Source organism: Mesorhizobium sp. WSM4833, from assembly GCF_055811095.1.
The window spans coordinates 247,932-272,068 of record NZ_JBVVQG010000007.1; the positions used below are offsets into that span (position 1 = coordinate 247,932).

Here is a 24,137-nt window from a genome sequence, read left to right on the forward strand (position 1 = left end):
ATTTTAAAGCGGATATCTTTTAAGTGCGAGAGACACACTCTTAAACCGTCCGATCCAGACCGAGTTCAATGCCTCCGTTTCCAGTCAGCAGCCGTCAAAGGACCAATCATGACCCTCTTCGCCGCCCTGCGGTTGCCGCGCGAAATCCTGTTCGGGAAGGGGCAACGCCATGTGCTGCCGACGGTCGCCGCCCGGTTCGGCCGACGCGCGCTGGTCTGCACCGACGAGCGTTTCGCGGGCACAACGGTATTCGCCGACATCATCAAGTCCCTTCAGTCAGCCTCGATCGAGGTCCTGGTGCATGATCGTGTTCTGCCCGACGTGCCACGCGACACGGTCGGCATCTGCGTCGAGGAAGCGAAGGGGTTCGGGCCGGATATGGTGATCGGCATCGGCGGCGGCAGCTGTCTCGATTTCGCCAAATGCGCCACCCTGCTGCTCAGCCATGGCGGCAAGCTCCAGGACTATTACGGGGAGTTCAAGGTGCCGGGTCAGACACTGCCGCTGATCGCCGTACCCACCACGGCCGGCACCGGCTCCGAGGTGACGCCGGTCGCGGTGATTTCCGACCCGGACCGGACGCTCAAGGTCGGCATATCGAGCCCTCACCTTATCGCCGCGGTCGCTCTGTGCGATCCCGAGCTGACAATGACCTGTCCGCCTGGCCTGACCGCGATCGCCGGCGCCGACGCCTTGACCCATGCGATTGAGGCCTTCACCGCCATGCGGCGCGGTGAAGACCCCAATCTGCCGCAACAGCATGTCTTCATCGGCAAGACTGCGCTGACAGACCATTTCGCGTTGCTCGCGATAAAGCTGCTTGGCCGGAGTCTGGAGAAAGCCTGCAGCGACGGCACGGATGCCGACGCGCGTGCCGATGTCATGATGGGCGCTCTGGCGGCGGGCTGCGCGTTCGGCACCGCCGGCACGGCGGCGGCGCATGCCGTGCAATACCCGGCAGGCGCCCTCACCCACACCGCCCATGGTTTGGGCGTGGCCACAATGATGCCTTACGTGATGACCTATAACAGCCGCGTCGCCGCTCACGAGATGGCAGAGATCGGCGCGGCACTTGGCTTGGAGGCCAAGGCGCGAACCGCCGACGAGATGGCAGCCGCCACGATCGAGGAGATCAGGCGATTGTTCGCGGCGATCGGTATTACGCCGACACTGGCGGATCTGGGCCTCCCTGCCGATAAGCTTGACTGGACCGCCGAGCAAGCGCTCGGCATCGACCGCCTGATCAAGAACAATCCGCGTGCGTTCGATCTCGGCACGATGCGACGCCTCGTCCAGGCCGCCCATGACGGCGACCTCGCCGCCTGCGTTATGTGAGAAACGGAACAAAGCGATGAATTTGAACGCTCAGCAACTCGACCAGGATGGCTATGACGTGCGCGGTTTTTCGCACGGACTCTACATCGACGGCACTTGGCGGTCGTCCTCCGACGGTCGGCTCATCGATGTCGTCGATCCCTCCTCCGGGGCGGTGATCGCGGCGGTTCCCGATGCGACGGTCGAGGACGCCACCGCCGCCGTCGAGGCGGCGGCCAAAGCAGCTAGGAGATGGCGGGAAACTGCGCCGCGCAAACGCTCGGAAATCCTCAGGCGCTGTTTCGAACTGATGGTCGAACGCTCCGAAACGCTCGCCATGCTGATCTCGCTGGAGAACGGCAAGGCGCTGCGCGACGCGCGCGGCGAAGTGGCTTATGCCGCCGAGTTCTTCCGCTGGAATGCCGAAGAGGCGGTCCGGATCACCGGTGAATTCGGCACCGCGCCATCCGGCACCAACCGGATCGTGGTCGATTATGAGCCGATCGGAATTTGCGTGCTGATCACACCGTGGAATTTTCCGGCCGCGATGGCGACCCGCAAGATCGCGCCGGCGCTGGCGGCAGGCTGCACTGTCGTCCTGAAGCCGGCCAGCGAAACACCGCTGACGGCCTATGCGCTGGCGGCACTCTACAGCGAAGCCGGCGTGCCTGCCGGCGTCGTCAACGTGCTGACCACGACCAGTCCTGGGCCGCTGACTTCGGCCATGCTTGCCGATCCGCGGGTCAGGAAACTGTCCTTCACGGGATCGACGGGTGTCGGCCGAACCTTGCTCGGCGAGGCTTCAAAGCATGTCATTTCGTGTTCGATGGAACTCGGCGGCAATGCCCCGTTCGTCGTCTTCGACGATGCCGATCTCGACGCCGCCCTCGATGGCGCGATGATCGCCAAGATGCGCAACGCCGGCGAAGCCTGCACCGCCGCCAATCGCCTCTATGTGCAATCGGGAATCTATGATGCTTTTGCCGACGGGCTCCGCAAGCGCATGGCGGCACTTAAGGTGGGGGCGGGCCCGAATGCCGACACCGAGTGCGGGCCGATGATCACCAGAAAGGCTGTCGACAAGATCGACCGCCTGGTCAAGGACGCGGTGGGCCGGGGAGCCAAGGTGCTTTGCGGCGGGGCGATTTCGGAGGAAGAAGGATTCTTCTATCCGCCCACAGTGCTGTCCGATGTGCCGCCCGATGCGGAGATGGCGCAAGAGGAGATTTTCGGCCCGGTGGCACCTATCACACGCTTCGACACCGAGGCCGAGGCCATCGCGCATGCCAACAACACGGAATATGGCCTGGCCGCTTATATATACACACGCGATGTTGGGCGCGGCATGCGGGTGGCGTCGGGGATCGAGGCCGGCATGATCGGCCTCAACCGGGGACTGATGTCGGATCCGGCCGCACCATTCGGAGGCGTCAAGCAGAGCGGCCTTGGCCGCGAAGGCGGCCAGCACCACGGCATCGCCGAGTTCATGGAGGCTAAATATATTGCCGTCACCTTCTGAACCGGCAGTCATGTCAAAGGACCCTTTCCGCACGCGCGACCATGTGGCCGATTTTGACGATATCGTGGCCGACATAGTGACTCGCAGCGCCGAAACCCGGGCGACCCTGCCGATGTCGGCGGGTATCGCCTATGGCGAGGGCGAGGCCGAAAGGTTGGACCTGTTCTTTCCGCCCGGCGTGCGCAGGGATCTTCCCGTGCACATCTTCATCCATGGTGGCTACTGGCGCATGTTCTCCAGGAGCGACTATTCTTATGTAGCGAACACAGTCACCAAAGCTGGGGCGGTCGCGGTCATCGTCGACTATGCGCTGATGCCCGAATTCAGGATGGCGGCAATCGTCGACCAGATCCGGCGTGCCAAACAATGGGTGCTGGACAATATAGCCGCCCATGGCGGCGACCCTGCCCGGCTAAGCGTAAGTGGTCATTCGGCGGGTGCGCACCTGGCCACATTCCTGTTCGAAAAGGCGCCAATGCCGTCGCGCATACGTGCGGCGCTGCTGCTAGGCGGCCTTTACGACCTCAAGCCCCTTCAGACCTCCTTCCTCCAGCCGTTAATCGGCATCACCGATGAGGAGGCAGCTGCCTTCACCCCAATGACGCGGTGGCATGACCGGGAGACGGCAGCGACCATTCTCGTCGGAGATCAGGAAACGTCACCTTTTCACCAGCAGGCCGCCGACTTCGGAAAGCGCTTGCGCGCGCAGGGGCACCCTGTCAGCGACCTCCGCCTGAATGACCGAAACCACATGAACAGCGTGCGTGATCTGGGCATCAGCGGCACACAAGCTGGCGATTGCCTGATGGCGATGATCGATGGAAACGGCCTGTAGGACGGAAACCCAGGGAGAGCAGGGCCCGCTTGTGCCTTACTTGACACTCCCGTCACTCAGGAAAGTACCGTCATGGGGATCGCGGCACGCTGCCGGCATCGGGCTGAGCTTTGCGACAGGTGAAATCCGGCAGAGCACACAACCGACGATTCCTCATCCTCTTTTTCCACACTGACGAACTGCACAGCGCATCAGAAAATCGAAATTGCCCCTGCCGCCCTGAGCCGCGATGGTCTTCACGCAAGCAGCCGGCTTAGGGCTGTGGAGGAACGTCGTCGCGGCAAAGCCCCTGGGGCAAGGCCGCTTTGGCACGCCGCTGGTTCAAACCGGCAGCGAGGGAGGAACTGACTTGGCTGGTTCGGGCAAATCCGACACCGCGCGCTTGGGCATCAAAATGTCCCAGGAACTCGTCGTCGGCGCGATCTCGGCCGTCCTCTTCCTGGTGTTCTCGGCGACGCTCAACAATTTCCTGAGCCAGGGCAACATCCTTGCCATTCTCAAGAATGTCTCGATCCTCGGCACGCTGGCCGTCGGCATGGGGTTCATCGTCGTTGGGCGCGGCATCGACCTGACCATGGTGGCGGTGATGGTCGTCGGCGTCGCGTTCAGCATTTGGATCTCCACCTGGGGCGTCGACTTCACGCTGGCCGTCGTCTTCGGGGCCATCCTGGTCGCGGCCATCGGCCTGTTCACCGGCGTCATGGTGGCGGTGGCCGAAATTCCGCCGATCTTCGCCACCCTTGCCATCGCGTCCTCGGTCTACGGCTCTGGCCGCATCGTCTTTGCGTCCGACGTGCTCTATGCCCCCTCCGATATCGGCTGGCTGAAATTCGTCGGCAACGGAACCATCCTCGGCATCCCGATGTCGGTGATCATCTTCGCGGCGGTGGCCGCGCTCATGGGCTTTTTCCTGAGGAAGACCCGCTTCGGCCGGCTGGTCTATGCTACTGGCGACAACCCGAACGCGGCCCGCACGACCGGGCTGCCGACGCGCCCGATCATCGTGACGCAATATGTCATCAGCGCCCTCATTGCCTATATCGCCGGCATCATCATGCTGGGGCTGGTCACCGGCATCGACACGCGCCTCTACAATTCCAGCCTGATCTATGACGTGCTGCTGGTGGTCGTGCTGGGCGGCATCGGCCTCTCCGGTGGCCAGGGCGGCGTACGCAACGTCATCGTCGGCACCATCCTGGTCGGCATCCTGACCAACGGCATGACGATCCTGAACTTCAGCTACACCAGCCAGAACCTGATCAAGAGCGTGATCCTGCTGGGCGCGCTGGCGATCGACGCCATCATCAATCCGCGCGACGAGCAGACCTCGCAAAGCGGCGACATCTGAACAAAAACCGAGACATAAATCTGGGAGGATACCATGAAGTTGTTCAAGAACTGCCTGCTCGCGGGCATGACAGCGCTCGCGCTGCTGGGCGCGGCGAAAATCGCCACGGCGCAGGAAACTGATCAGGTCGGCCGCTCCACCTATCTCGAGGCGCTCAAGGGCAAGAAGGTCATCTTCGTGCCAATCTCGCAGGGCATGGACCTCAACCAGGCATGGGTGGTGGTGTGGCAACGTCACGCGGCACGCTACGGCTTCAGCCTCGAAGTGCGCGATCCCTCCGGCGACACCAATGCCGGCATTCGCGCCATGCAGGGCGCCATCGCCGAGAAACCGGACCTGATCATCGTGCAGAACCCCGACGTCCAGACCTACGCACGCCTGTTGAAACAGGCGCAGGCGGCCGGCATCAAGGTGCTGCAAGTCAACATGCAGTCGGCCACCCAGACGGACAGTTATGTCGGCAACGACTGGATCGAAATGGGCCGTCTCGAAATGGGCGAACTGGCCAAGCACTGCACCGGGCCCAATGCCGTCTCGCACAAGGTGGTCTGGCTCGCCGGCGTCCAGACGGGTGCCGCCAACATCTACATGCGCACCGGCATCGACGAGGTGCTGAAGGCCAATCCCGAGCTGCAGCTCGTCTCCGACCAGCCGGCCGATTACATGAGCGAAAAGGCCCGCCAGATCACCGAGACGGTCCTCCAGCAGCATCCGGACCTGTGCGGCATCATGGGCATCTGGGATAATGCCGAGGTCGGCGCCGGTGCCGCCGTCGTGGCCGCCGGCAAGCAGGACCAGGTGACGATCGTCACCAATGGCGCGGGCAGCGCCACGGGCTGCGAGAGCATCAAGAACGGGCTGCTCGACGTGATCTTCAACTTTAATGCCCCGATCCAGGCCGAGATCGCAGCACAACAGATTTCCGAGCTGCTGCAGCAGCCCGGCCGGCAGGCGGGTAGCGAGAAGACCATCTTCTTCGGCCCGATCACCCGCGTCGACAAGGCCAATGCGACCGGCAGGAATTGCTGGAAGCTGGACGAGCTCAAGTAACGGACTTCCTTGATGAGCATGGCTGAAAGCCTTGTGCGCTGGCGCTACCGCCTGCTCCCCGACCACGTGGTCGGGGAGATCCTGACCAAGAAGTGGATCGACAGCGTCATCCCCTTCACGGCGCTGGTCATTTTGTGCGCGATCTTCGGCTCGATCGTGCCGGGCTTCTTCGATCTGGCGACGCTGACCAATCTCAGCGGCCAGACCGCCGAGCTTGGCCTTGTGGTGCTCGGCATGACCATCGTCATGGTGTCAGGCGGCATCGATCTGTCTGTCGGGTCGACCTTCGCGCTCGCCGTGCTGGTCACGCTCTATGGGATGAATGTCGAGCAGTGGAGCTTTGGTACCGGCCTGTTGGCGTGCCTGGGCCTCGGCGTCGTCTGCGGCGCCATCAACGGCTTCCTGGTTGGCTTCCTGCGCATGCGGGCGTTTCTCACCACGCTGGTGACGCTCATCATCTACCGCTCGACCTTCGACATCGTCTTCCCGCAGGTCTCGACGCGGATCGTCACCAGCGGTCCGGATTCGCCGGCCTATGATTTCCTTGGTTTCGGCACAATCTGGGGCGTGCCGACATCCTTTGTGGTGTTCGTCGTCATCGCGCTGATCATCCATCTCGTGCTGTCGCGCGCCCGCTATGGCTGGCGGCTGTTCGCGGTCGGCGGCGCGCGCCGCTCTGCCTACAATGCCGGCATCAATGTGCGCTTCATCTTGTTCAGCGCCTATGTCTTGTGCTCGGTACTGGTGGCGCTCTCCGGCTTCTTCTTCTCGGCCCGCATCGGCAGTGCCGCTTCCGACATCGGCACCGGTCTCGAACTGCAGGTGTTGACCGCGACCGTGCTCGGCGGCATCTCGCTAGGCGGCGGGCGCGGCTCGGTCGCCAAGGCGCTGATGGGCACCGTCTTCGTGCTTGTCCTGTCGAACAGTCTGCTTGCGCTGGCCGTGCCCGGCCCGGTCAATTTCCTGATCCTCGGCATCGTGCTGCTTTTGTCGGTGCTTCTCGACGTTCGCTGGGTGAAGAACCGCCACAAGATCCTGCGCAGCGTCTACATCTCGCCAACCTTCGCCAAGATGCCGCAGGCGATCTCGACCGCGCCCGGCGCGCCAATGGCGGTGAATGACCGGTTGAAGGACGTCGGCGTCATCGGCCTCGGCGTTCTCGATGGCGCGGAGGATGTGATCTTCGACCGGCAGGACCGTCTCTACACCGGCAGCCGCCAGGGCGAGATCCTGCGCTTCCAGCCGCCCCATTACACCGATAGCGAAGTGTTCGCACATATTGGCGGCTCGCCGCTCGGCATGGCTTTCGACCGCGACGACAATCTCGTCATCTGCGTCGCCGGCATGGGCCTCTATCAGGTCTCGCCGGCCGGCGACGTAAAGCTGCTGACCGCCGAAACCAACCGCTCACTGACCTCGGTGGTCGACGACTCGACCATGAAGCTCGCCGACGACTGCGACATCCTGCCGGACGGCCGTATCGTCTTCTCGGAAGCGACAGTGCGCTTCGAAATGCATGACTGGTATGCCGACGCGCTGGAAAGCCGCGGCAACGGACGCATCATCGTCCATGATCCCAAATCCGGTTCGACACGCACACTGCTGTCGAACCTCGTCTTCCCCAACGGCATCTGCACGACCTTCGACGGCCAGTCGGTGCTGTTCGCCGAAAGCTGGGCCTGCCGCATCAGCCGCTACTATTTCGATGGCCCGAAGAAGGGCCAAGTCGAGCGCGTCATCGAGGGCTTGCCCGGCTATCCCGACAACATCAACCGCGCCTCCGACGGTACCTACTGGCTGGCCCTGATGGGCATGCGCACGCCGGCCTTGGATCTCTCGCTTGAAATGCCGAGCTTCCGCCGTCGCATGGCGCGGCGCGTATCGGAAGACGCGTGGCTGATGCCCAATCTCAACACCGGCTGCGTGCTGCGCTTCGACGAGAACGGCCAGATCCTCGAAAGCCTGTGGGACCAGGCCGGCGAGAAGCATCCGATGATCACCTCGATGCGCGAGCACAAGGGCATCCTCTATCTCTGCGGCATCTTCAACAACCGCATGGGCACCTTGCCCTTGAAAGGCGTCGATCCCGACTGGTTCAGCTCGGATTCCTACTGGGGCAAAAAGCCATGAGCGGTTTGAGCCAGCTTCTTGACCGCTTTCTCGGCCGTGGCGAGTGGGCAGTGACCGTGCCGACGCTCGACGGGCCGTTGCTGCCCAACCAAGGACTGGAGGAAGCCGAGCCGTTCGCCGGCCTCGCCGAGGCCGACAATCTCGTACGCACCGAAAAGGGCATTCTGGCAAGCAGCGCCAACCGGCTGATGCGCTTTAGCGCCGACGGCCATGCCGAAACCTTGCAGGAATTTCCGGGCGAGATCACCGCACTCGCCCATGCCCGCGGCATGACCGCGATGGCCATCGACGGCAAGGGCGTCGTCGTCCACGGCGGCCTGTATGACGGGCGCGAGGCGACGGGTGAGGAGGCTCGGCGCCTTTCCTGCATCACCGCTCTCACCTTCCTCGACAGCAACACCTTGCTGGTGGCCAACGGTTCGGCCTCAGTGCCGGCGAGCGGTTGGCGTCGCGACCTGATGCAGAAGAGCGTGTCCGGTTCGGTCTGGCGGCTCGATCTAAAAAACGGCCGGCTGGAGCTTGTCAGGGACGGCTTGGCCTGGCCGGCCGGCATCGCCACCACCGGCTCCAACCGCATCTACGTTTCGGAGGCCTGGCGCCACCGCGTGCTGGCGATCGACCTTGCCACCACGGCGACGCTGCCCGTGCTGGAGCATCTGCCGGCCTACCCCGCCCGCATCGCCCCGGCCTTCAACGCCGGCTATTGGCTGACCTTCTATTCCGTGCGCAACCAACTGGTGGAGTTCATCCTGCGCGAGGAGACCTACCGCACCCGCATGCTGGCGGAAGTCCCGGAGGCCTACTGGATGGCGCCGTCGCTCGGCTCATGGCGCGACTATCGCGAGCCCATGCAAGGCAGCCAGTTGAAGCAGATGAACGTGCTGAAGCCATACGCGGTGACAAGGTCCTACGGGCTGGTGGTTCTTTGCGACCAGAACATGAAGCCGCTGTCGAGTTTCCATTCGCGCGCAGACGGCAAGGTGCACGGGACGCTGAGCGCCTGCGAGCTGGGCGATGATCTGCTGGTCGCCTCGCGCGGCGGATCGAGGATCGTACGCGTGGCGAGCGCCGCCAGCGGCAAGCGAGGCTAAGCGATGTCGGACGCCAACATCATTGAACTCAGGGATGCCGCCAAGGCATTCGCGCGCATTCCGGCCTTCAAGAATGTCAATTTCGACCTGCGCAAAGGCGAAATCCACGCGCTGCTCGGGGAAAACGGCGCCGGCAAGTCGACGCTGACCAAGGTCATGGCCGGTGTCTTCAAGCTGACCGAGGGCAAGATGACCTTCGACGGCAAGGATGTGTCCTTCGCCACGCCCGCCGAAGCGCTGCGCGCCGGAATCGCCATGGTGTTCCAGGAAACCAACCTGGTGCCGGCCATGACCGTAGCGCAGAATCTCTATCTCGGCGAAGAGAAGATGTTCAACCGGTTGCGCGGCCTCTACATTCAGGCGCGGCAGTTCCTCGCCGGCATGGGCTTCCAGGTCGACCCGTCCGCGCAGGTCAGCACGCTGGGCGCGGCGCACAAGCAGATGGTGGAGATCGCGCGCGCCGTCCACCACAAGGCCCGCGTCATCATCTTCGACGAGCCGACCGCGACGCTGACGCCTGAAGAGAAGAGCCACTTCTTCAAACTTTTGCAGCGGCTGGTGAAGGAGGGCATCGCCGTCATCTTCATCACCCATGCGCTGGAAGAGGCGCTTGCCGTCGCCAACCGCATCACGGTCATGCGCGATGGCGAGATCGTCGCGTCCGGCGAGGCCAAGGGTTTCACCCGCGCCTCGATCGTGCAGGCCATGGTCGGCCGCACGCTCACCGAAACGCTGCATGGCGAGGTCAAGCGCACGGCGCGCCCCTATGGCGACAAGGTGCTTTCGGTCGAGAATCTGTCCTGCGCCGGTCTGGTGCGCAACTCTTCCTTCTCGGTGTTTTCAGGCCAGGTCACCGGCATGTTCGGCCTTGTCGGCGCCGGCCGCACCGAAATGGCCAAGGTCGTCGCCGGACTGTTGAAGCGCAACATCTTCCACGGCGGCGAGATCCGCCTGCTCGGCAAGTCGGTGCGCTATCGGGTGCCCAGGCCTGCGGTGCGCGACGGCATCGTCTATGTCACCGAGGATCGCAAGGTCGACGGTTTCTTCGAAACCATGACCGCGGGCGAGAACCTGCAAATGGGTGAACTGACCGAGGGCGCCAATCCCGTCTCCATGGTGTCGCTGGCGCGAGCCAGGCAACTTGCCCGCGAATGGGGCGAACGTCTGAGCCTGCGGCAGACCAGCGACCGAGCCCGGATGATCGAGCTCTCCGGCGGTAACCAGCAAAAGGTCGTGATCGCCAAATCGCTGATTCAGAAGCCGAGGCTGGTGATCTTCGACGAGCCGACACGCGGGGTCGACGTCGGCGCCATCGTCGAGATCCACCAGCTCATCAGCGATCTCGCCGAGCAAGGCATGGCCGTCGTTGTCATCTCGTCCTACCTGCCTGAAATTCTCGCCGTTTCGGATCGCATTCTGGTGGTCAAGCGCGGCCGCGTTGTCGAGGAGATGATGCTTTCGGAGGCCACCGAGGAACGCGTCATGTTCGCCGCGGTTCATTGAGCGGCTCGACAAGAGAGACACTTTTGCCGGCCAAGCCAGGACCAATGTCTGGCCTGCCCTATTGCCTTGCAATCGGTTCCGCGTCTGAATAGGTCAGGGGCCAGATCACCCTGCCCGAGCGGATATGCCCAGCGTCAACCTCAAACTTCTGCAGACGTTCCTGCTTGCCGCCGAAAACGGCAGCTTCCGACGTGCTGCCGAGGAGAGCAACCGTTCGCCATCGGCGGTCTCGATGCAGATTCGCGACCTTGAGGAGCAGATCGGTATCTCGCTGTTCATCCGCACCGCACAGCGTGCCAGCCTGACGCCGGAAGGCCAGATCCTGTTCGAGGAGATCGCCAACGTGATGTCTCAGGTGCAGACCAGCCTCGACCGCCTGACGGAGGTCGCCGCTCGGCGCAAGGGCAAAGTGCAGATCGCCTGCGCGCCGACGCTCGCGGCAAGCCGGCTGGGCGATATCCTGGCGACATTCAAGTTGCGCTATCCACGCAGCATCGTCGAGGTCATCGAGAGCCCGCCACAGGCCGCGCTTGGCCTTTTACAACAGCAGGAGGTCGAGTTCTACATCGGCCCCGAACTGCCAAACCTGACGGACTTCCAGTTCGAGTCCATCCTCGACGATCCGCTGATGGCCTGCATCCCCACGGAAGTATACGGTGGCGAAAGGAAGCTGCTGCTCTCGGACCTGCTGCGCTATCCGCTCATCCTGCTCAGCCGCAAGACCGCCGTGCGCGGCCTTGTCGATCGGCTGACGGCGGCGGAAGGCATCGAGTTCAAGCCGCAATACGAGGTCGAAAGCGCACAGACGGCGGTGGCGCTGGTGTGTTCGGGACTTGGCGTCTGCGTGGTGCCCGGCATCGCCATTTCGCGCAATGACGAGCGTATGCGGGTGGTGCCGATCGACCATCGCGACGCCCACCGCTCGGTCGGCATCATCACCGCGCGGGGCTATGTGCACCACTCCTTCTCCGAACAGCTGATGAACCTCATCCGAACCAATTTGCGCGAACTGGCAAACTGAGCGTCGCGCCTTCGGACAGGCACCTTGCACGAGCGCCGAGAATGGTGCGTTGGGAACGCCGCCATTGGCAGCCCGGCCTCTCCTGAATATCAGCGCACCCTCAGTCGGTCTGGATCCAGATCGACTTGGTCTCCAGATATTCATGCAGATGTTCGATGCCGCCCTCGCGGCCGTAGCCGGACATCTTCATCCCGCCGAACGGCACCGCCGGGTCGATGGCGTGGTACATGTTGACCCATACCGAGCCGGCCTTGATGCGGCGGGCGAGCTTGTGGGCGGTGCCAAGATGACTGGTGAAAATGCCGGCCGCCAGGCCATAGGGCGTCGCATTGGCCCGCGCCACGGCTTCGTCGAGCGTGTCGAACGGCATCGCCGAAATCACCGGACCAAAGATCTCTTCACGCGCGATGGTCATCTTGTCCGACACCGCACCGAAGACAGTCGGCGCGATGAAATTGCCGCCGTCGTAGGGCCCGCCGGTCAGTCGCGAGCCGCCCGCCATCAGTTCCGCGCCTTCGTCGCGGCCGGCCTTGATATAGCCCACCACCTTGCCGGCCTGCCTGGCATTGATGAGCGGGCCGATTTCGGTTTCCGCCTCGATGCCATGGCCGATGCGAAGCCTGCCGGCAAACTCGGCGACCCGGCGCACGAATTCGTCATGGATTTCGCGGGCCACGAAAAGCCGCGAACCGGCGATGCAGATCTGGCCCGAATGCACGAACACAGCCATCGCGGCGACCGGAACCGCCTTGTCGATGTCGGCATCGCGGCAGACGATGATCGGTGATTTGCCGCCGAGCTCCAGGGAAACGCGCTTGAGGTTGGTCACGCCCGCCCGCGCGATGGCCTGGCCGGTCAGCGTCGAGCCGGTGAAGACGATCTTGTTGACGTCGGGATGTTCAGCGAGCCGCGCCCCGGCCTCTGTCCCGGTGCCGGTGACGACGTTGACGACGCCGTCGGGAACGCCGGCCTCCTGCATCAGCCCGGCGATCAGCAGCGGCGTCAACGAAGCATCCTCCGAGGGCTTCAGCACGATGGTGCAGCCGGTGGCGAGCGCCGGCGCGATCTTCCAGATCGACGCTGCGGTCGGAGCGTTCCAGGGGATGATCGCGCCGACAACGCCTACCGGCTCGCGCCTTGTGAACGAGACGATCTCGCCGGGGATCGAATTGTCTATGGATTCGCCATGCAGCGCGGTCGCCATGCCCGCATAAAAGCGCAGCATGCCGATGACGCGCCGCCGGTTGGCGAGCGTGCGCGTGATCGGCAGTCCCATGTCGAGAGTGTCGGAAACGCTGAGTTCTTCCCAATGGGTCTCGAAGAGATCGGCGATGCGCAGAAGCACGCACTGCCGCTCGTAGGGCGAGAATTTTGACCACGGCCCTTCGAAGGCCGTGCGCGCAGCGTCCACCGCCGCATCGATGTCGGCCGCCGAGCCACGCGGCACGGTGGCCAACACTTCGCCAGTCGCCGGGTTGAGCGCCTGCATCTCCTGGCCGGATTGTGCCGGAACCCACTTGCCGCCGACGAACATCGGCCGGAATTCGCCATGGTAGAGCGCCGTGGCCTTCGCCCGCGGGTCGAAATTCAGCGTCATCTCTTCCTCCTCACAATTCCGTGGCGACTATGACTCCCACGCCGGTTGACCTCAAACAAGGAAAGCTAAAAGGGCGTTCAGATAATCGGACTGTGCAATGCACGCGACTTCCCCGATGGTGCCGGCAACGGAGGAACAGATATGAGACTTGCTGGCAAGGTCGCTATCGTCACGGGCGGCGGTTCGGGATTTGGCGAAGGCATCGTCAGGAAATTCGTCACCGAAGGTGCGCTGGTCGTGTTGATGGACCGTGATGAGGCCGCCGCGGCCCGCGTTGCTGCCGAAGTCGGCGAAAATGTGCGGCCAATCACTGGCGACGTCTCGACACTCGGAAGCTTCGAAGCGGCGGCAGACCTGGCCCGCTCGGCCTTTAGCGGTCTCGATATACTGGTCAACAATGCCGGCGTGGCCCAGCCGCCCTTGGCGCTCGAGACGATGGACGAAGAGATGTTCGACCGGATCGCCAACGTCAACATGCGATCCATCTACAATGGCGCCCGTGCGGTCGTTGCGCATTTCAAATCCATCAAATCGGGCGCCATCCTCAACGTCGCCTCCACCGGCGGCGTCTCGCCGCGCCCGAATTTGACCTGGTACAATGCTTCCAAAGGCTGGGCGATTGCCGCCACCCGGGCCATGGCCGTGGAACTCGCCCCCTTCGGCATCCGCGTCAACGCCATCAACCCGGTTGCCGGCGACACGCCACTTCTGTCCACTTTCATCGGCTCCGGCGAGGAGAACCGCGCCCGCGTCGTCGCCACCATTCCGATCGGCAGGCTGTCTACGCCGGCGGACATGGGCAATGCCGCGGCATTCCTGTGCTCCGACGAGGCCAGCATGATCACCGGCGTCGACCTCAACGTCGATGGCGGCAAGTGCATCTGAGCGTTAGACCATTTGGGAGTTGGCGATGAAGCCTGTCTACGAAATCGCCGTGGTGCATGGCGACGGCATCGGCCCGGAAGTCTGCGCCGCAGCGGTTCAAGTGGTAAAAGCAGCGCTCGGTCCCGGCAGCCCCTTGCACTTCAGCGAATACCCGGCCGGAGCCGAGCATTTCCTGAAGACCGGCCAGAGCTTTCCCGAGCCGACCTTCCAGGCCTGCCGCGAGGCGGACGCCATCCTGCATGGTGCGGGCGGCTTGCCGGGCGTCATCCATGCCGATGGGACCGAAGCAGGCCTGGATTTCACGCTGAGGCTGCGCTTCGAACTCGATCTCTATGCCAATATCCGCCCCGTCAGGCTTTTCGAGGGCGTGCCGAGCCCGTTGAGCGGAGTGAAGGCCGGCGATATCGACTACATCATCTTGCGCGAGAACAGCGAAGGGCTTTACGCCGCGCGGGGATCGGGCGCGCTGTTGCGCGGCGAAGTGGCGGTCGACACGCTGGTGCAGACCCGCTCCGGCATCGAGCGTATCGCACGCAAGGCCTTCGAACTGGCGCGCCAGTCGGGCGGCGCGCCCCGTGACGGCGTGCGCCGGGTGACCTGCTGCGACAAGGCCAACGTGCTGCGCAGCTATGCCTTCTTTCGCTCCGTCTTCGACGAAGTGGCGAAGGACTATCCCGATATCGCGACCGAGCACGCGCTGGTCGACGCCATGGCGATGCATCTCGTGGTGAAACCGGGCCATTTCAACGTCATCGTCAGCGAGAACATGTTCGGCGACATCCTGTCCGACCTCGCCGCCGCGACGGTGGGCGGGATGGGCATGGCGCCTTCAGCCGAGATCGGCGCGGCCAACGGCTTCTTCCAGGCCGCGCACGGCTCGGCGCCCGACATTGCCGGCCAGGGTATCGCCAATCCGTATGGGACGATCCTGTCGGCAGCCTCGATGCTCGACTGGCTCGGCCACAAGCATGGCGACGAGAGACTCAACCAGGCCGCAGCGCGCATCCGTCGCGTGACCGAGGACTGCCTGGCCAACGGGCTTCTGAGCGCCGATCTGAAAGGCAGGGCGTCGACCAGCGAGATAACCCGTTCGGTCTGCGACCGGCTCGCTGCCGGGCGCGACTGATATGACCAAGCCAAGGATAAATCTTGTTGGACCTGGCAAGGTCGGCCAGACGCTCATGCGCCGGATATTCATCGCCGGCCGGCACAGGGTCCAGACCTGAGATGGGCGCTCTCGATCGCCAGGTTTCGGTCGAGGACTTTCGCACGCTTGCCCGTCGTCGTCTGCCGAAATCGGTCTTCGAATTCATCGATGGCGGGGCGGGGCAAGAACTCACCCTCAAAGCCAATCGAAGCGATTTCGAAAAGATCAGAATTTTGCCGCGCGTGCTTACCGATGTTTCGCATCCGAACGTTTCCACGACGCTCTGGTCCGAGACCTTGCCAACACCGCTGGTGATCAGCCCGATGGGCTCCTGCGCGCTGGTCAGGCCCGGAGCCGACATTGCCATCGCGAGGGCGGCAACCGCTCGCAGCATCCCCTACACGCTCTCCACCATGGCCACGGCCAGCATCGAAGGCATGGCGCGAGCCGTACAGGGGCCGCTGTGGTTCCAGCTTTATGTGCTCAAGGATTTCGACTTCAATCGCCAGTTGGTGAGGCGAGCGGAAGAATTTGGCTATTCGACGCTGGTGGTGACCGTTGATCTGCAAGCCGGTGGCAAGCGCGAAAAGGATCTTAGGAACGGCATATCTATCCCACTGCGGCCTTCGGCCCGGCATCTCTGGGAAGGCATGCTTCATCCTGGCTGGTCGCTGCGCCTGCTGCGCGGCGGTCTGCCCCAGTTCGAGAACGTCCGCGGCTATCTCGATGACAACAGCGCCGGCCTGACGATCGCCGCGCGTGTTGGCGGCAGCCTCCATGCAGGTTTCGACTGGGACGATTTCCGCCAGATCCGCGACTGGTGGAAAGGCCGGCTGCTGGTCAAGGGCGTCCTGCACCCGGGCGATGCGTCGCGACTGGTGGCGGCTGGTGCCGATGGCATCTGGGTGTCCAACCATGGAGGCCGCCAGCTCGACGGTGCTGTATCGAGCATCGACGCCCTGCCCGCTATCCGTCAGGCACTTGGCGCCCAAATCCCGATCCTCATCGATTCCGGTATCCGCACGGGCACGGACATCGTCAAGGCCAAGGCACGCGGCGCCACCGTCGCGGCGATCGGCCGGGCCGCCCTGTTCGGCGCCGTGGCTGGCGAGCCCGGCGTGGCCAAGGCACTGGATATCATCCTGGACGAAGTGGTGACTTGCCTCAGGCTCTGCGGGATCCCCCGTTTTCAGGAAGCGGGATCAGAAATGATAGCATAGCGCCAAGACGAGTGCTCACGCTTGGTCAAGAGGTACAGAAAACCCCCGCTCGTCCAATATTCTTCTTCCTCATCATGCCAAGGTTTTGCTATCGCGGTTGTGCAAGCGGCTGCGGGCGGCCGACCAATTGCCGCCCTCACACGCCGCTCCTTCCCAAGCCCAACGGCCGCCTGTCAGAGAGCACTTGTTTGATGCACACCCGCTAGCGGCGGGCGTGATTAAATTCGAGAGGCTGCGCAGTCGGATAGGCAGACTAAGGTCGGCCGCCCGGTGCTGTTTTCGGTTCCATCCACCCGTTCTTCAGAATGTCGCGAAGCACGTTGCGGGTGTCTTCGCCCGCTGCCGTTGCGCCGCTCGCCCAAGCGATCGCCAGTGCCCCGAAAAAGATGTCGCGCCCGGTCATCGTCCGTCGTGCAAGCCCTTCGTCCTGTGCAGCCTTCAGGATTCGCTCCGTCGTCGCGATGACAGCATGGCAGGTCGGCGTCAGCGGGGATTCTACTCGGCAAGCCGCCCGTAACGGTTCAGGCAAGCCCTCATAAGCCAGCATCCAGTCGCCGAGAGCTTCAACCCAGAGTTCGAGTGCGCGGCCTGCATCGCTCTCCCCGGCTTCGATTTCAACGCGACGATGCTCGAGGCCTTCATAATGAAGAACTAACAGCGCAGCCAGCAGGGCGTCTTTGTTTGGAAAATGGCGGTAGAGCGTCCCTGCTCCCACGCCCGCCAGCTTCGCAATAGAATCCATCGAAACGTCAACACTATCGTTGCCGAACGCTTGTCGCGCCACCTCGAGAATGTGCGCCCGATTATGCTGCGCGTCCCTGCGCAGGGCTGACGCGACCGACAATTGCGACATACTGACCTTGAACCCTTGAATACCGGAGACACTCTCCGTATCTAAAAGCCGAATCGGAGAGAGTCTCCATATAGCCCCCGGTCGACTATTCTAGCAGGTCGGCATCAGCGAGCGAAACGAGGACACGATGATCAGGCAGATGATACCGGCATGCATCCGGGCAACGGGTACCGCAACCTGCCTGGCGCCTGGCGCGCGCCGTCAGCAGATGCCGCGAGCTATACGAGTTTCGAGGCGGGCTGCTCCGTCGGCAGCACCGCCCTGCGCGACCCTCTGGATGTCCGCTCAATACGGAATAGATCCGCGCACCATGCGCTGAGCTCATAATCACAATTATCTGGAAGGAAATCGGCATGAAGATCGGCATTATCGGCGCGGGAAATATCGGCACCACCCTTGCACGAAAGCTGTCAGCCGCCGGACACGCGGTGAAGCTGGCGGGCTCGAAGGGGCCTGAGGACATCGGCGAGAAAGCGACGGAGGTTGGTGCGATCCCGGTTGCCGCGCACGAAGCAGCCAGGGATGTCGAGGCGATCGTTCTATCGATCCCATTTGCGAAGATCCCCGATGTCGCCGGCCTCTTTGCCGATGTACCAGCCAACGTGGTCGTGATCGACACCTCCAATTATTATCCCATGCGCGACGGGAATATCGCGGAGGTTGACGATGGCAAGCCGGAAAGCGTGTGGTCCAGCGAACAACTCGGCCGGCCAGTGGTCAAGGCATTCAATGCAGTCCTCGCCCAAACGCTCGCAGAAAGTGGCGCAGCGGCCGGAATGACCGGACGCATCGCGATCCCCGTCGCAGGCGATGATGTGCATGCCAAAGCGATCGCACGCGAACTGGTGAACGAGACCGGTTTCGACGCACTTGATGCCGGCGATCTCGCGAATTCCTGGCGCCAGCAACCGGGCACGCCCGCCTACTGCACGGAACTGACGTTGCCTGATCTTCAGGATGCGCTGTCCACGGCGGAAAAGGCGCGCGCACCCGGAATGCGCGACGCGCTGATCAAGGGCTTCATCGAGGCGACGCCTCCCCTCCGCCACGAGCAGATCGTAGCCCGCAACCGTGAAGTCACCGCCCGCCGATGAGAAACTTCTCCGGTTCCGGTCCGAGGTGACCAATAAGACTGTCCAAGAATTCCTTCTGTTTGTCGGGAGCAACCTGAGGGACGACGATGACGAGGTAATTTGCGACAAAGGTGAAATCCCCCTTGAAATCCCCCTTGAGGATGCGAGGCATCAGCTCCTGAGCGCGGCATGCTCCGCTGCTCAACCAGCGAGCCTGAGCCATAGCGCCTGACTGGCGGCAGGAGATTAGCCGCCGCCGCCCATGGTTACGGACATAAAGGCCCGGAAGGCCGCAGCCGCCGGTTCGATTGATCTGTCACGCGACCAGGCAAGGCCAACGTCCATAGTGGGGATGGGCTCGACAAGCCCGCGCACTTCGATGCGCTGCCCCTCCAAGGACCAGGGGCGGTAAACCATGTCGGACAGGACAGTGACCCCCATGCCGGCAGCCACGAGCGACCGCACGGCCTCGACCGAACTGGTGGTAAGGACGGCGCGGAGCGAAAGGCCCGCGGCATCCCAGTAACGGGCGGCCGTCGTGCGTGCCTCGTCAACCGTCAGCATGACATAATCTTCCGCCGCCACATCGGCGAGGCTGATCTCCTGCCGCGCGAGGAGGTGATGATCAGCCGAAAGCCAGAGCCGGCGGTTCGACCGCATCAAGACCTCCTGCGCCAACTCCTTGGTGTGCTCCAGGTTCGACACCAGCATCACGGCCATGTCGATGTCCCCGCACATCAACCCGCTTTCGAGAGCGTCTCGGGGCAGTTCCAGCACCTCGACCTCGATCTCGGGATAGGTCTTTCGAAAGCGCGCGTAGTGGCGCGACATGTAGTAGCCGACGACCGTGTAGGTCATGCCCAGCCGCAGCTTGCCCGCCAGGCCTTTCCTATCGCGCAACGGGCTTCGGACGGCGGCAGCGACGGCCCCGGTGATAACACGCGCATGTTCAAGAAACCGCGCGCCCTCCATCGTCAGTCTTACGCCAGCGTGGTTACGCTCCAAAAGCCGTACGCCCAGGTCAGCCTCAAGCGTCTTTATCGCCGCAGTGACCGCCGATTGCGAGATGTTGAGTTCCACCGCGGCATGACTGACCTGTCCGCTCTCGGCGGTCGCGATAAAATAATCCAGCTGTTTCAAGGTGATGGTCATGGTGCGCCCTGGCCCAGAACCATTATCTGTTTTTTTGATATGACAATCAATAAACTACTATTTCACAAATGCCCTCGCATGCGCAAAAAATGCTGCAACGCCGCAAAGACGGCAGCTTCGAGGGGTAACAATGCGATGGCGGTGACGCTAAACTGCGACATGGGCGAAAGCTTTGGCCTCTACAAGGTTGGCGATGATATGGGCATGATGCCCATCATCGACGTTGCCAATGTCGCCTGTGGTTTTCACGCTTCCGATCCGGATCACATGCACGCCGCCGTCCGCAGCGCCAAGGCGAGTGGCGTAAAGATCGGCGCCCACCCAGGCTTGCCCGACATTCAGGGTTTCGGCCGGCGCGAGATGCGGATGACCCGCGAAGAAGTCAGGAACACCATCATTTACCAGGTGGGAGCGCTTGCCGGCTTCCTCAAGGCCGAGGGTGTGGAACTCCACCACATCAAGCCGCATGGCAGCCTCTACTTCATGGCCATGCAGCAGGAGGCAATAGCCCATGGCGTGTGCGACGCGGCAGAGATTTTCGGCGTACCCCTCTTCGGCATGACGGGCACCCTGCATGAGAAGATCTATCAAGAGCGCGGTATCCCATTTGTCGCTGAGTTCTATGCCGATCTCGACTACGATGCCTCCGGCAAGCTGATCTTGACACGCGTTCATGACGCCAAGGACCCCGCAGAGATGGCCGAGCGGTGCGTACGCGCCATCAGGGAGGGCGAGGGCACGGCAGAGGACGGCAGTTTCTTCCCTGTACGCTGCGAAACCATCTGCGTGCATTCCGATACGCCGAACGCCATCGAAATAGCCCGGGCCGTGCGCACCGCAATCGCCCCCTGGCACTGAACTCGACCGAACCCGCCCGCGCGGGCGGTTCCAGATTAGTCTGTCCGCAGTTTTCCGGAGCTTTTTATGGCCCAGATTCTTTCACCTCTTCCCGGCACTTTTTATCGCAGCGCTTCGCCAGACCAGCCGCCATACAAGGCGGATGGCGACGCGGTGTCCGCCGGAGACGTAATCGGTCTCATCGAAGTGATGAAGTCGTTCCACGAAGTGAGGGCCGAGACGGCCGGTACGAACATCCGCTTCATTGCCGACAATGAGGACCCCATCATGGCCGGCGCACCTATTGCGGATCTCGACTGATGCTGAAAAAGCTTCTGGTTGCCAACCGGGGCGAGATAGCGGTCAGGATCATCCGGGCCGCGCAAGATCTGGGGATCGTCACCGTGGCGGTGTATTCGGCCGCAGACGCCGAGTCGCTCCACGTCCAGCTTGCGGACGAAGCGGTCAACATCGGCCCACCAGCGGCAAAGAAGTCCTATCTCAATGTCGAAGCAATTCTGAAGGCTGCCCGCGACACCGGTTGCGACAGTGTTCATCCAGGCTATGGGTTCCTTGCCGAGAATGCCGCGTTTTCCGACGCGGTCACAGGCGCTGCATTGGTCTTCGTCGGCCCGTCGGGAGATGCGATCCGGATGATGGGAGACAAGGTCTCGGCGCGATCGGCCGCTGCCGCTGCAGGTGTCCCCGTCGTGCCAGGCTCGGCTGGCCGGGTCGAGGGCCTCGAGGCTGGCCACGAGGTGCTGACCGCAACCGGTTTTCCGGTGATGATCAAGGCGGCGGCAGGCGGCGGCGGGCGGGGCATCCGCATCGCGAACTCGTTCGCAGAGTTCGAACAAGCCTTTCCTCAGGCCGAAGCAGAAGCCCTCGCCGCCTTTGGCGATGGTGGTCTCTACATGGAAAAGGTGATCGGCAAGGCCCGCCATATCGAGGTGCAGGTGCTGGCAGACGGATGCGATGCCATCCACTGCTACGAGCGGGAGTGCTCGCTGCAGCGGCGACGCCAGAAGGTTTGGGAGGAGGCGCCGTCGCGCGCACTTTCAGACAGGCTGCGCGAAGAGCTCTGCGCTTCAGCGGTCGCCTTGGCCAAGGCGGTCAAATACTCTGGTGCCGGCACGGTAGAGTATCTTTACGAAGATGAAGCAGACCGCTTTTACTTCATCGAGATGAACACCCGTATCCAGGTCGAGCACCCGGTCACCGAAGCGATCACCGGCATCGACCTCGTTGCGGAGATGCTTCGCATCGCCGGCGGCGAGAAGCTGCGGATCCGGCAAAGCGATGTCTCCGTCAAAGGGCATGCGATCGAAGTCCGGCTCAATGCCGAAGACCCGGCGAAGGAGTTCGCTCCATTCCCCGGGCAGGTGGCCGAGCTTCGCATTCCCGGCGGTCCGGGCGTACGCTTCGATTCGATGCTCTATCAAGGCTATCAGGTGCCGCCCTTTTATGACTCGCTGCTTGCCAAGCTGATCGTGCATGCAGAGACGCGCGAGGCGGCGATAGTGCGCCTGATCCGCGCGCTCAACGAGTTGAAGATCGGCGGGCTCAAGACCACCAAGCCGCTGTTTCTTGCGCTGGCCGCCGATCCGGCGATGCGGGCGGGAGACGTGCATACCCGCTGGCTGGAAGGCTGGCTCATCGAAAACGCCGCAGCATTGGCGGGTTAAGGAGGACCGATGTCGATACGATTCAACTTCGGCGGTGACGAACATATCTTCGGCGAGGTGTCCGAAGAAATGTCGCTCACCTCCTTCTTTACCGGCCTTTCGATGACCAATGCGGTGCGTACGGCAGGCATCCGAGGCGTCACCGAGATCTGCCCAGCCAACGCCAGCTTCCAGAATCGCTTCAACCCCGACATCGTCAAGCCGCAGGATTTGCTCAGCGAACTGAAGTCGATGGAAGAGGCGGCCTCGAAGTCGGACCCGGTGCTGAAGACCCGGATCATCGAACTGCCGGTTTATTTCCAGGATCCATGGACGCGTGAAACCTGCCTGCGCTTCCGCGAGCGCCATCAGGACCCCTCCTCCACCGATCTTGAATATTCGGCACGCATCAACGGCTACGCCACGGTGGAAGAGTTTATCGAGGCCTATTCCGGCCAGCCCTGGTTCGTATCGATGGTCGGCTTCGTCGCCGGACTGCCCTTCCTGTACCAGATGGTTGAGCGCAAGAAACAGATTCAGGCGCCGAAATACTTGCGTCCACGCACCGACACTCCCAAGCTCACCATTGGCCATGGCGGCTGCTTTGCAGCGATCTATTCGGTACGCGGCGCTGGCGGCTACCAGATGTATGGCATAACCCCGGCCCCGATCTACGACCCGACCAGGAAGGTGCGCTACCTCGCCGATGACATGTGCCTGTTCAAGCCAGGCGATATCGTCAAGTTCAAGGCCATTGGCCGCGATGACTACGACGCCACGCTTGAGGAAATCGAAGCCAATCGGTGGCAGCCGACGGTTCGCGAGTGCACCTTCAGCCTGAAGGATTTCAACAGCGACATTTACGGCACCAATGCAAAGCTGATGGAGCTTATCAATGGCCGTTAAGGTAATCTCTCCCGGCCTCTCCACTTCCGTGCAGGACCTTGGCCGACCCGGCCACTATCATGTCGGCATTCCAGAAGGCGGCGGCATGGACCGCTTTGCGACACGCATCGCAAACCTGCTTGTCGGCAACGATCCGGGTGCCGCGGTGCTCGAAGCCACTTTCATGGGTCCCGAACTCGAATTCACCCAATCCGCGGTCGTCGCCGTCACAGGTGGAGAGCTCCCACCCAAACTCAATGGCGAGGAACGGTCGACGTGGGAAAGTTTTCCGGTGAAGGCCGGTGACCGGCTTTCTTTCGGCTTCCTCAAGGGCGGCGCGCGCGCTTATCTGGCCGTCTCCGGCGGCATCGACGTACCCGTGGTTCTCGGTTCGCGCTCGACTTACATTCTGGGCGCGCTTGGCGGCCATCAGGGCCGCACGCTGAAAGCGGGCGATGAGCTTCCCCTCGGCGAAGGTTCCGGCAAAGCCGGTCTTTCACTGCCTGCAAATCTGCGCCGCGCGCGCAATAGCCCGGCGGAACTCAGAATGCTTCCCGGCATATACTGGCATCGGATCACTGAGGCTGCCGGCAATCGGTTCTTTGAGGAAACCTGGAAGGTCGCGCCCGAAGCCGACCGCATCGGCTATCGCTTCCGCGGCGGAACGCCGCTGGAATTCGTCGAGCGCGAGCAGCCTTTCGGTGCGGGCTCCGACCCCTCGAACATCGTCGATGCCTGCTATCCCTACGGATCTGTCCAAGTGCCGAGTGGCACGGAGCCGATCGTTCTTCACCGGGACGCGGTTTCGGGTGGCGGGTACATGATGCTGGGCGTGGTGATATCGGCCGACATGGACCTTATCGCCCAGCTCCAGCCGCACACCCCGGCGCGCTTCGTCCCGGTGACGCTGGAAGACGCGCTTGCCGCGCGAACCGAACAGCGCGCCGCGCTGGCGCGTGCTGAAGGGCATCTGGCCGGCTGACGTCAGCCGGGAATGCCGGCGGAGGAGCCGG

Annotated in this window: 22 protein-coding genes; 18 read left to right on the forward strand and 4 right to left on the reverse strand. The window is 62.9% G+C overall.

All coding sequences use genetic code 11. The annotated features are described in order from the left end of the window. The first annotated feature begins 108 nt into the window (after nt 1-108). The 9 genes from AC0L2D_RS16390 (at nt 109) to AC0L2D_RS16430 (ending at nt 11,811) form a co-directional block, all read left to right on the forward strand. On the forward strand, nt 109-1,335 hold the full coding sequence (locus tag AC0L2D_RS16390) for an iron-containing alcohol dehydrogenase (RefSeq protein ID WP_024502418.1): 1,227 nt from the start codon (nt 109-111) through the stop codon (nt 1,333-1,335). Between the two features lie 16 nt (nt 1,336-1,351). After that, nucleotides 1,352-2,833 carry an NAD-dependent succinate-semialdehyde dehydrogenase gene (locus AC0L2D_RS16395; RefSeq protein ID WP_473541546.1) on the forward strand — a complete coding sequence of 494 codons (1,482 nt, stop codon included), beginning with the start codon at nt 1,352-1,354 and terminating at the stop codon, nt 2,831-2,833. A 10-nt stretch (nt 2,834-2,843) separates the two neighbouring features. Continuing rightward, complete coding sequence (locus tag AC0L2D_RS16400; protein ID WP_473541547.1) at nt 2,844-3,668, forward strand: alpha/beta hydrolase; 825 nt, start codon at nt 2,844-2,846, stop codon at nt 3,666-3,668. 394 nt (nt 3,669-4,062) lie between these two features. Next, nucleotides 4,063-5,016: an ABC transporter permease gene (locus AC0L2D_RS16405; RefSeq protein WP_473541548.1), complete on the forward strand. Its 954-nt coding sequence runs from the start codon at nt 4,063-4,065 to the stop codon at nt 5,014-5,016. A gap of 33 nt (nt 5,017-5,049) precedes the next feature. Next, nucleotides 5,050-6,066, forward strand: coding sequence for a sugar ABC transporter substrate-binding protein (locus AC0L2D_RS16410; protein ID WP_064994996.1), 1,017 nt, complete (start codon nt 5,050-5,052; stop codon nt 6,064-6,066). A 12-nt stretch (nt 6,067-6,078) separates the two neighbouring features. Then, nucleotides 6,079-8,196 carry an ABC transporter permease gene (locus AC0L2D_RS16415; protein ID WP_473541549.1) on the forward strand — a complete coding sequence of 706 codons (2,118 nt, stop codon included), beginning with the start codon at nt 6,079-6,081 and terminating at the stop codon, nt 8,194-8,196. Continuing rightward, entirely contained in the window at nt 8,193-9,287 is a 1,095-nt protein-coding gene (locus AC0L2D_RS16420) for a strictosidine synthase (RefSeq protein ID WP_473541550.1), read from the forward strand. The genes AC0L2D_RS16415 and AC0L2D_RS16420 overlap by 4 nt, the downstream gene beginning before the upstream one ends. A 3-nt stretch (nt 9,288-9,290) precedes the next feature. Beyond that, complete coding sequence (locus AC0L2D_RS16425) at nt 9,291-10,790, forward strand: sugar ABC transporter ATP-binding protein (RefSeq protein ID WP_024502414.1); 1,500 nt, start codon at nt 9,291-9,293, stop codon at nt 10,788-10,790. Nucleotides 10,791-10,914: 124 nt separating this feature from the next. Continuing rightward, nucleotides 10,915-11,811, forward strand: coding sequence for a LysR family transcriptional regulator (locus AC0L2D_RS16430; RefSeq protein ID WP_473541551.1), 897 nt, complete (start codon nt 10,915-10,917; stop codon nt 11,809-11,811). A gap of 100 nt (nt 11,812-11,911) precedes the next feature. On the opposite strand, the gene AC0L2D_RS16435 is transcribed toward AC0L2D_RS16430, so the two are convergent. Continuing rightward, nucleotides 11,912-13,408 carry an aldehyde dehydrogenase family protein gene (locus tag AC0L2D_RS16435; RefSeq protein WP_473541552.1) on the reverse strand — a complete coding sequence of 499 codons (1,497 nt, stop codon included), beginning with the start codon at nt 13,406-13,408 and terminating at the stop codon, nt 11,912-11,914. 141 nt (nt 13,409-13,549) lie between these two features. Between AC0L2D_RS16435 and AC0L2D_RS16440 the strand changes: the two genes are divergently transcribed. The 3 genes from AC0L2D_RS16440 (at nt 13,550) to AC0L2D_RS16450 (ending at nt 16,660) form a co-directional block, all read left to right on the forward strand. Beyond that, nucleotides 13,550-14,293 (forward strand): glucose 1-dehydrogenase, encoded by a 744-nt coding sequence (locus tag AC0L2D_RS16440; RefSeq protein WP_473541553.1) that lies wholly within the window; start codon nt 13,550-13,552, stop codon nt 14,291-14,293. Between the two features lie 25 nt (nt 14,294-14,318). Further along, complete coding sequence (locus AC0L2D_RS16445; RefSeq protein ID WP_127368603.1) at nt 14,319-15,419, forward strand: isocitrate/isopropylmalate dehydrogenase family protein; 1,101 nt, start codon at nt 14,319-14,321, stop codon at nt 15,417-15,419. Between the two features lie 101 nt (nt 15,420-15,520). After that, the gene (locus AC0L2D_RS16450) at nt 15,521-16,660 is read left to right on the forward strand and encodes an alpha-hydroxy acid oxidase (protein ID WP_473541554.1); all 1,140 of its coding nucleotides are present in this window, start codon (nt 15,521-15,523) and stop codon (nt 16,658-16,660) included. 253 nt (nt 16,661-16,913) lie between these two features. On the opposite strand, the gene AC0L2D_RS16455 is transcribed toward AC0L2D_RS16450, so the two are convergent. Further along, nucleotides 16,914-17,513 (reverse strand): TetR/AcrR family transcriptional regulator, encoded by a 600-nt coding sequence (locus AC0L2D_RS16455; RefSeq protein ID WP_013533147.1) that lies wholly within the window; start codon nt 17,511-17,513, stop codon nt 16,914-16,916. A gap of 353 nt (nt 17,514-17,866) precedes the next feature. Between AC0L2D_RS16455 and AC0L2D_RS16460 the strand changes: the two genes are divergently transcribed. Continuing rightward, nucleotides 17,867-18,607 (forward strand): NADPH-dependent F420 reductase, encoded by a 741-nt coding sequence (locus AC0L2D_RS16460; RefSeq protein ID WP_473541555.1) that lies wholly within the window; start codon nt 17,867-17,869, stop codon nt 18,605-18,607. On the opposite strand, the gene AC0L2D_RS16465 is transcribed toward AC0L2D_RS16460, so the two are convergent. Continuing rightward, nucleotides 18,591-18,758 (reverse strand): hypothetical protein, encoded by a 168-nt coding sequence (locus AC0L2D_RS16465; RefSeq protein WP_473541556.1) that lies wholly within the window; start codon nt 18,756-18,758, stop codon nt 18,591-18,593. The genes AC0L2D_RS16460 and AC0L2D_RS16465 overlap by 17 nt on opposite strands. A gap of 74 nt (nt 18,759-18,832) precedes the next feature. Next, nucleotides 18,833-19,738 carry a LysR family transcriptional regulator gene (locus AC0L2D_RS16470; protein WP_013533150.1) on the reverse strand — a complete coding sequence of 302 codons (906 nt, stop codon included), beginning with the start codon at nt 19,736-19,738 and terminating at the stop codon, nt 18,833-18,835. Nucleotides 19,739-19,873: 135 nt separating this feature from the next. Between AC0L2D_RS16470 and AC0L2D_RS16475 the strand changes: the two genes are divergently transcribed. The 5 genes from AC0L2D_RS16475 to AC0L2D_RS16495 all read left to right on the forward strand — a co-directional run bounded on the left by AC0L2D_RS16475 (nt 19,874) and on the right by AC0L2D_RS16495 (nt 24,106). Continuing rightward, on the forward strand, nt 19,874-20,596 hold the full coding sequence (locus tag AC0L2D_RS16475) for a LamB/YcsF family protein (RefSeq protein WP_013533151.1): 723 nt from the start codon (nt 19,874-19,876) through the stop codon (nt 20,594-20,596). 66 nt (nt 20,597-20,662) lie between these two features. After that, nucleotides 20,663-20,896: an acetyl-CoA carboxylase gene (locus tag AC0L2D_RS16480; protein ID WP_013533152.1), complete on the forward strand. Its 234-nt coding sequence runs from the start codon at nt 20,663-20,665 to the stop codon at nt 20,894-20,896. After that, nucleotides 20,896-22,260: an acetyl-CoA carboxylase biotin carboxylase subunit gene (locus tag AC0L2D_RS16485; protein ID WP_473541557.1), complete on the forward strand. Its 1,365-nt coding sequence runs from the start codon at nt 20,896-20,898 to the stop codon at nt 22,258-22,260. The genes AC0L2D_RS16480 and AC0L2D_RS16485 overlap by 1 nt, the downstream gene beginning before the upstream one ends. Nucleotides 22,261-22,269: 9 nt before the next feature. Further along, nucleotides 22,270-23,145 (forward strand): 5-oxoprolinase subunit B family protein, encoded by an 876-nt coding sequence (locus AC0L2D_RS16490; RefSeq protein WP_473541558.1) that lies wholly within the window; start codon nt 22,270-22,272, stop codon nt 23,143-23,145. Beyond that, nucleotides 23,135-24,106 (forward strand): 5-oxoprolinase subunit C family protein, encoded by a 972-nt coding sequence (locus tag AC0L2D_RS16495; RefSeq protein WP_063167471.1) that lies wholly within the window; start codon nt 23,135-23,137, stop codon nt 24,104-24,106. Before AC0L2D_RS16490 ends, AC0L2D_RS16495 begins: the two co-directional genes overlap by 11 nt. The last annotated feature ends 31 nt before the right edge of the window (nt 24,107-24,137 follow it).

What these genes read in the sequence shown, in the direction of transcription:
- AC0L2D_RS16390 (WP_024502418.1), top strand. Translation starts at nt 109, where the DNA reads ATGACCCTCTTCGCCGCCCTGCGGTTGCCGCGCGAAATCCTGTTCGGG.
- AC0L2D_RS16395 (WP_473541546.1), top strand. Translation starts at nt 1,352, where the DNA reads ATGAATTTGAACGCTCAGCAACTCGACCAGGATGGCTATGACGTGCGC.
- AC0L2D_RS16400 (WP_473541547.1), top strand. Translation starts at nt 2,844, where the DNA reads ATGTCAAAGGACCCTTTCCGCACGCGCGACCATGTGGCCGATTTTGAC.
- AC0L2D_RS16405 (WP_473541548.1), top strand. Translation starts at nt 4,063, where the DNA reads ATGTCCCAGGAACTCGTCGTCGGCGCGATCTCGGCCGTCCTCTTCCTG.
- AC0L2D_RS16410 (WP_064994996.1), top strand. Translation starts at nt 5,050, where the DNA reads ATGAAGTTGTTCAAGAACTGCCTGCTCGCGGGCATGACAGCGCTCGCG.
- AC0L2D_RS16415 (WP_473541549.1), top strand. Translation starts at nt 6,079, where the DNA reads ATGAGCATGGCTGAAAGCCTTGTGCGCTGGCGCTACCGCCTGCTCCCC.
- AC0L2D_RS16420 (WP_473541550.1), top strand. Translation starts at nt 8,193, where the DNA reads ATGAGCGGTTTGAGCCAGCTTCTTGACCGCTTTCTCGGCCGTGGCGAG.
- AC0L2D_RS16425 (WP_024502414.1), top strand. Translation starts at nt 9,291, where the DNA reads ATGTCGGACGCCAACATCATTGAACTCAGGGATGCCGCCAAGGCATTC.
- AC0L2D_RS16430 (WP_473541551.1), top strand. Translation starts at nt 10,915, where the DNA reads ATGCCCAGCGTCAACCTCAAACTTCTGCAGACGTTCCTGCTTGCCGCC.
- AC0L2D_RS16435 (WP_473541552.1), bottom strand. Translation starts at nt 13,408, where the DNA reads ATGACGCTGAATTTCGACCCGCGGGCGAAGGCCACGGCGCTCTACCAT.
- AC0L2D_RS16440 (WP_473541553.1), top strand. Translation starts at nt 13,550, where the DNA reads ATGAGACTTGCTGGCAAGGTCGCTATCGTCACGGGCGGCGGTTCGGGA.
- AC0L2D_RS16445 (WP_127368603.1), top strand. Translation starts at nt 14,319, where the DNA reads ATGAAGCCTGTCTACGAAATCGCCGTGGTGCATGGCGACGGCATCGGC.
- AC0L2D_RS16450 (WP_473541554.1), top strand. Translation starts at nt 15,521, where the DNA reads ATGGGCGCTCTCGATCGCCAGGTTTCGGTCGAGGACTTTCGCACGCTT.
- AC0L2D_RS16455 (WP_013533147.1), bottom strand. Translation starts at nt 17,513, where the DNA reads ATGTCGCAATTGTCGGTCGCGTCAGCCCTGCGCAGGGACGCGCAGCAT.
- AC0L2D_RS16460 (WP_473541555.1), top strand. Translation starts at nt 17,867, where the DNA reads ATGAAGATCGGCATTATCGGCGCGGGAAATATCGGCACCACCCTTGCA.
- AC0L2D_RS16465 (WP_473541556.1), bottom strand. Translation starts at nt 18,758, where the DNA reads ATGCCTCGCATCCTCAAGGGGGATTTCAAGGGGGATTTCACCTTTGTC.
- AC0L2D_RS16470 (WP_013533150.1), bottom strand. Translation starts at nt 19,738, where the DNA reads ATGACCATCACCTTGAAACAGCTGGATTATTTTATCGCGACCGCCGAG.
- AC0L2D_RS16475 (WP_013533151.1), top strand. Translation starts at nt 19,874, where the DNA reads ATGGCGGTGACGCTAAACTGCGACATGGGCGAAAGCTTTGGCCTCTAC.
- AC0L2D_RS16480 (WP_013533152.1), top strand. Translation starts at nt 20,663, where the DNA reads ATGGCCCAGATTCTTTCACCTCTTCCCGGCACTTTTTATCGCAGCGCT.
- AC0L2D_RS16485 (WP_473541557.1), top strand. Translation starts at nt 20,896, where the DNA reads ATGCTGAAAAAGCTTCTGGTTGCCAACCGGGGCGAGATAGCGGTCAGG.
- AC0L2D_RS16490 (WP_473541558.1), top strand. Translation starts at nt 22,270, where the DNA reads ATGTCGATACGATTCAACTTCGGCGGTGACGAACATATCTTCGGCGAG.
- AC0L2D_RS16495 (WP_063167471.1), top strand. Translation starts at nt 23,135, where the DNA reads ATGGCCGTTAAGGTAATCTCTCCCGGCCTCTCCACTTCCGTGCAGGAC.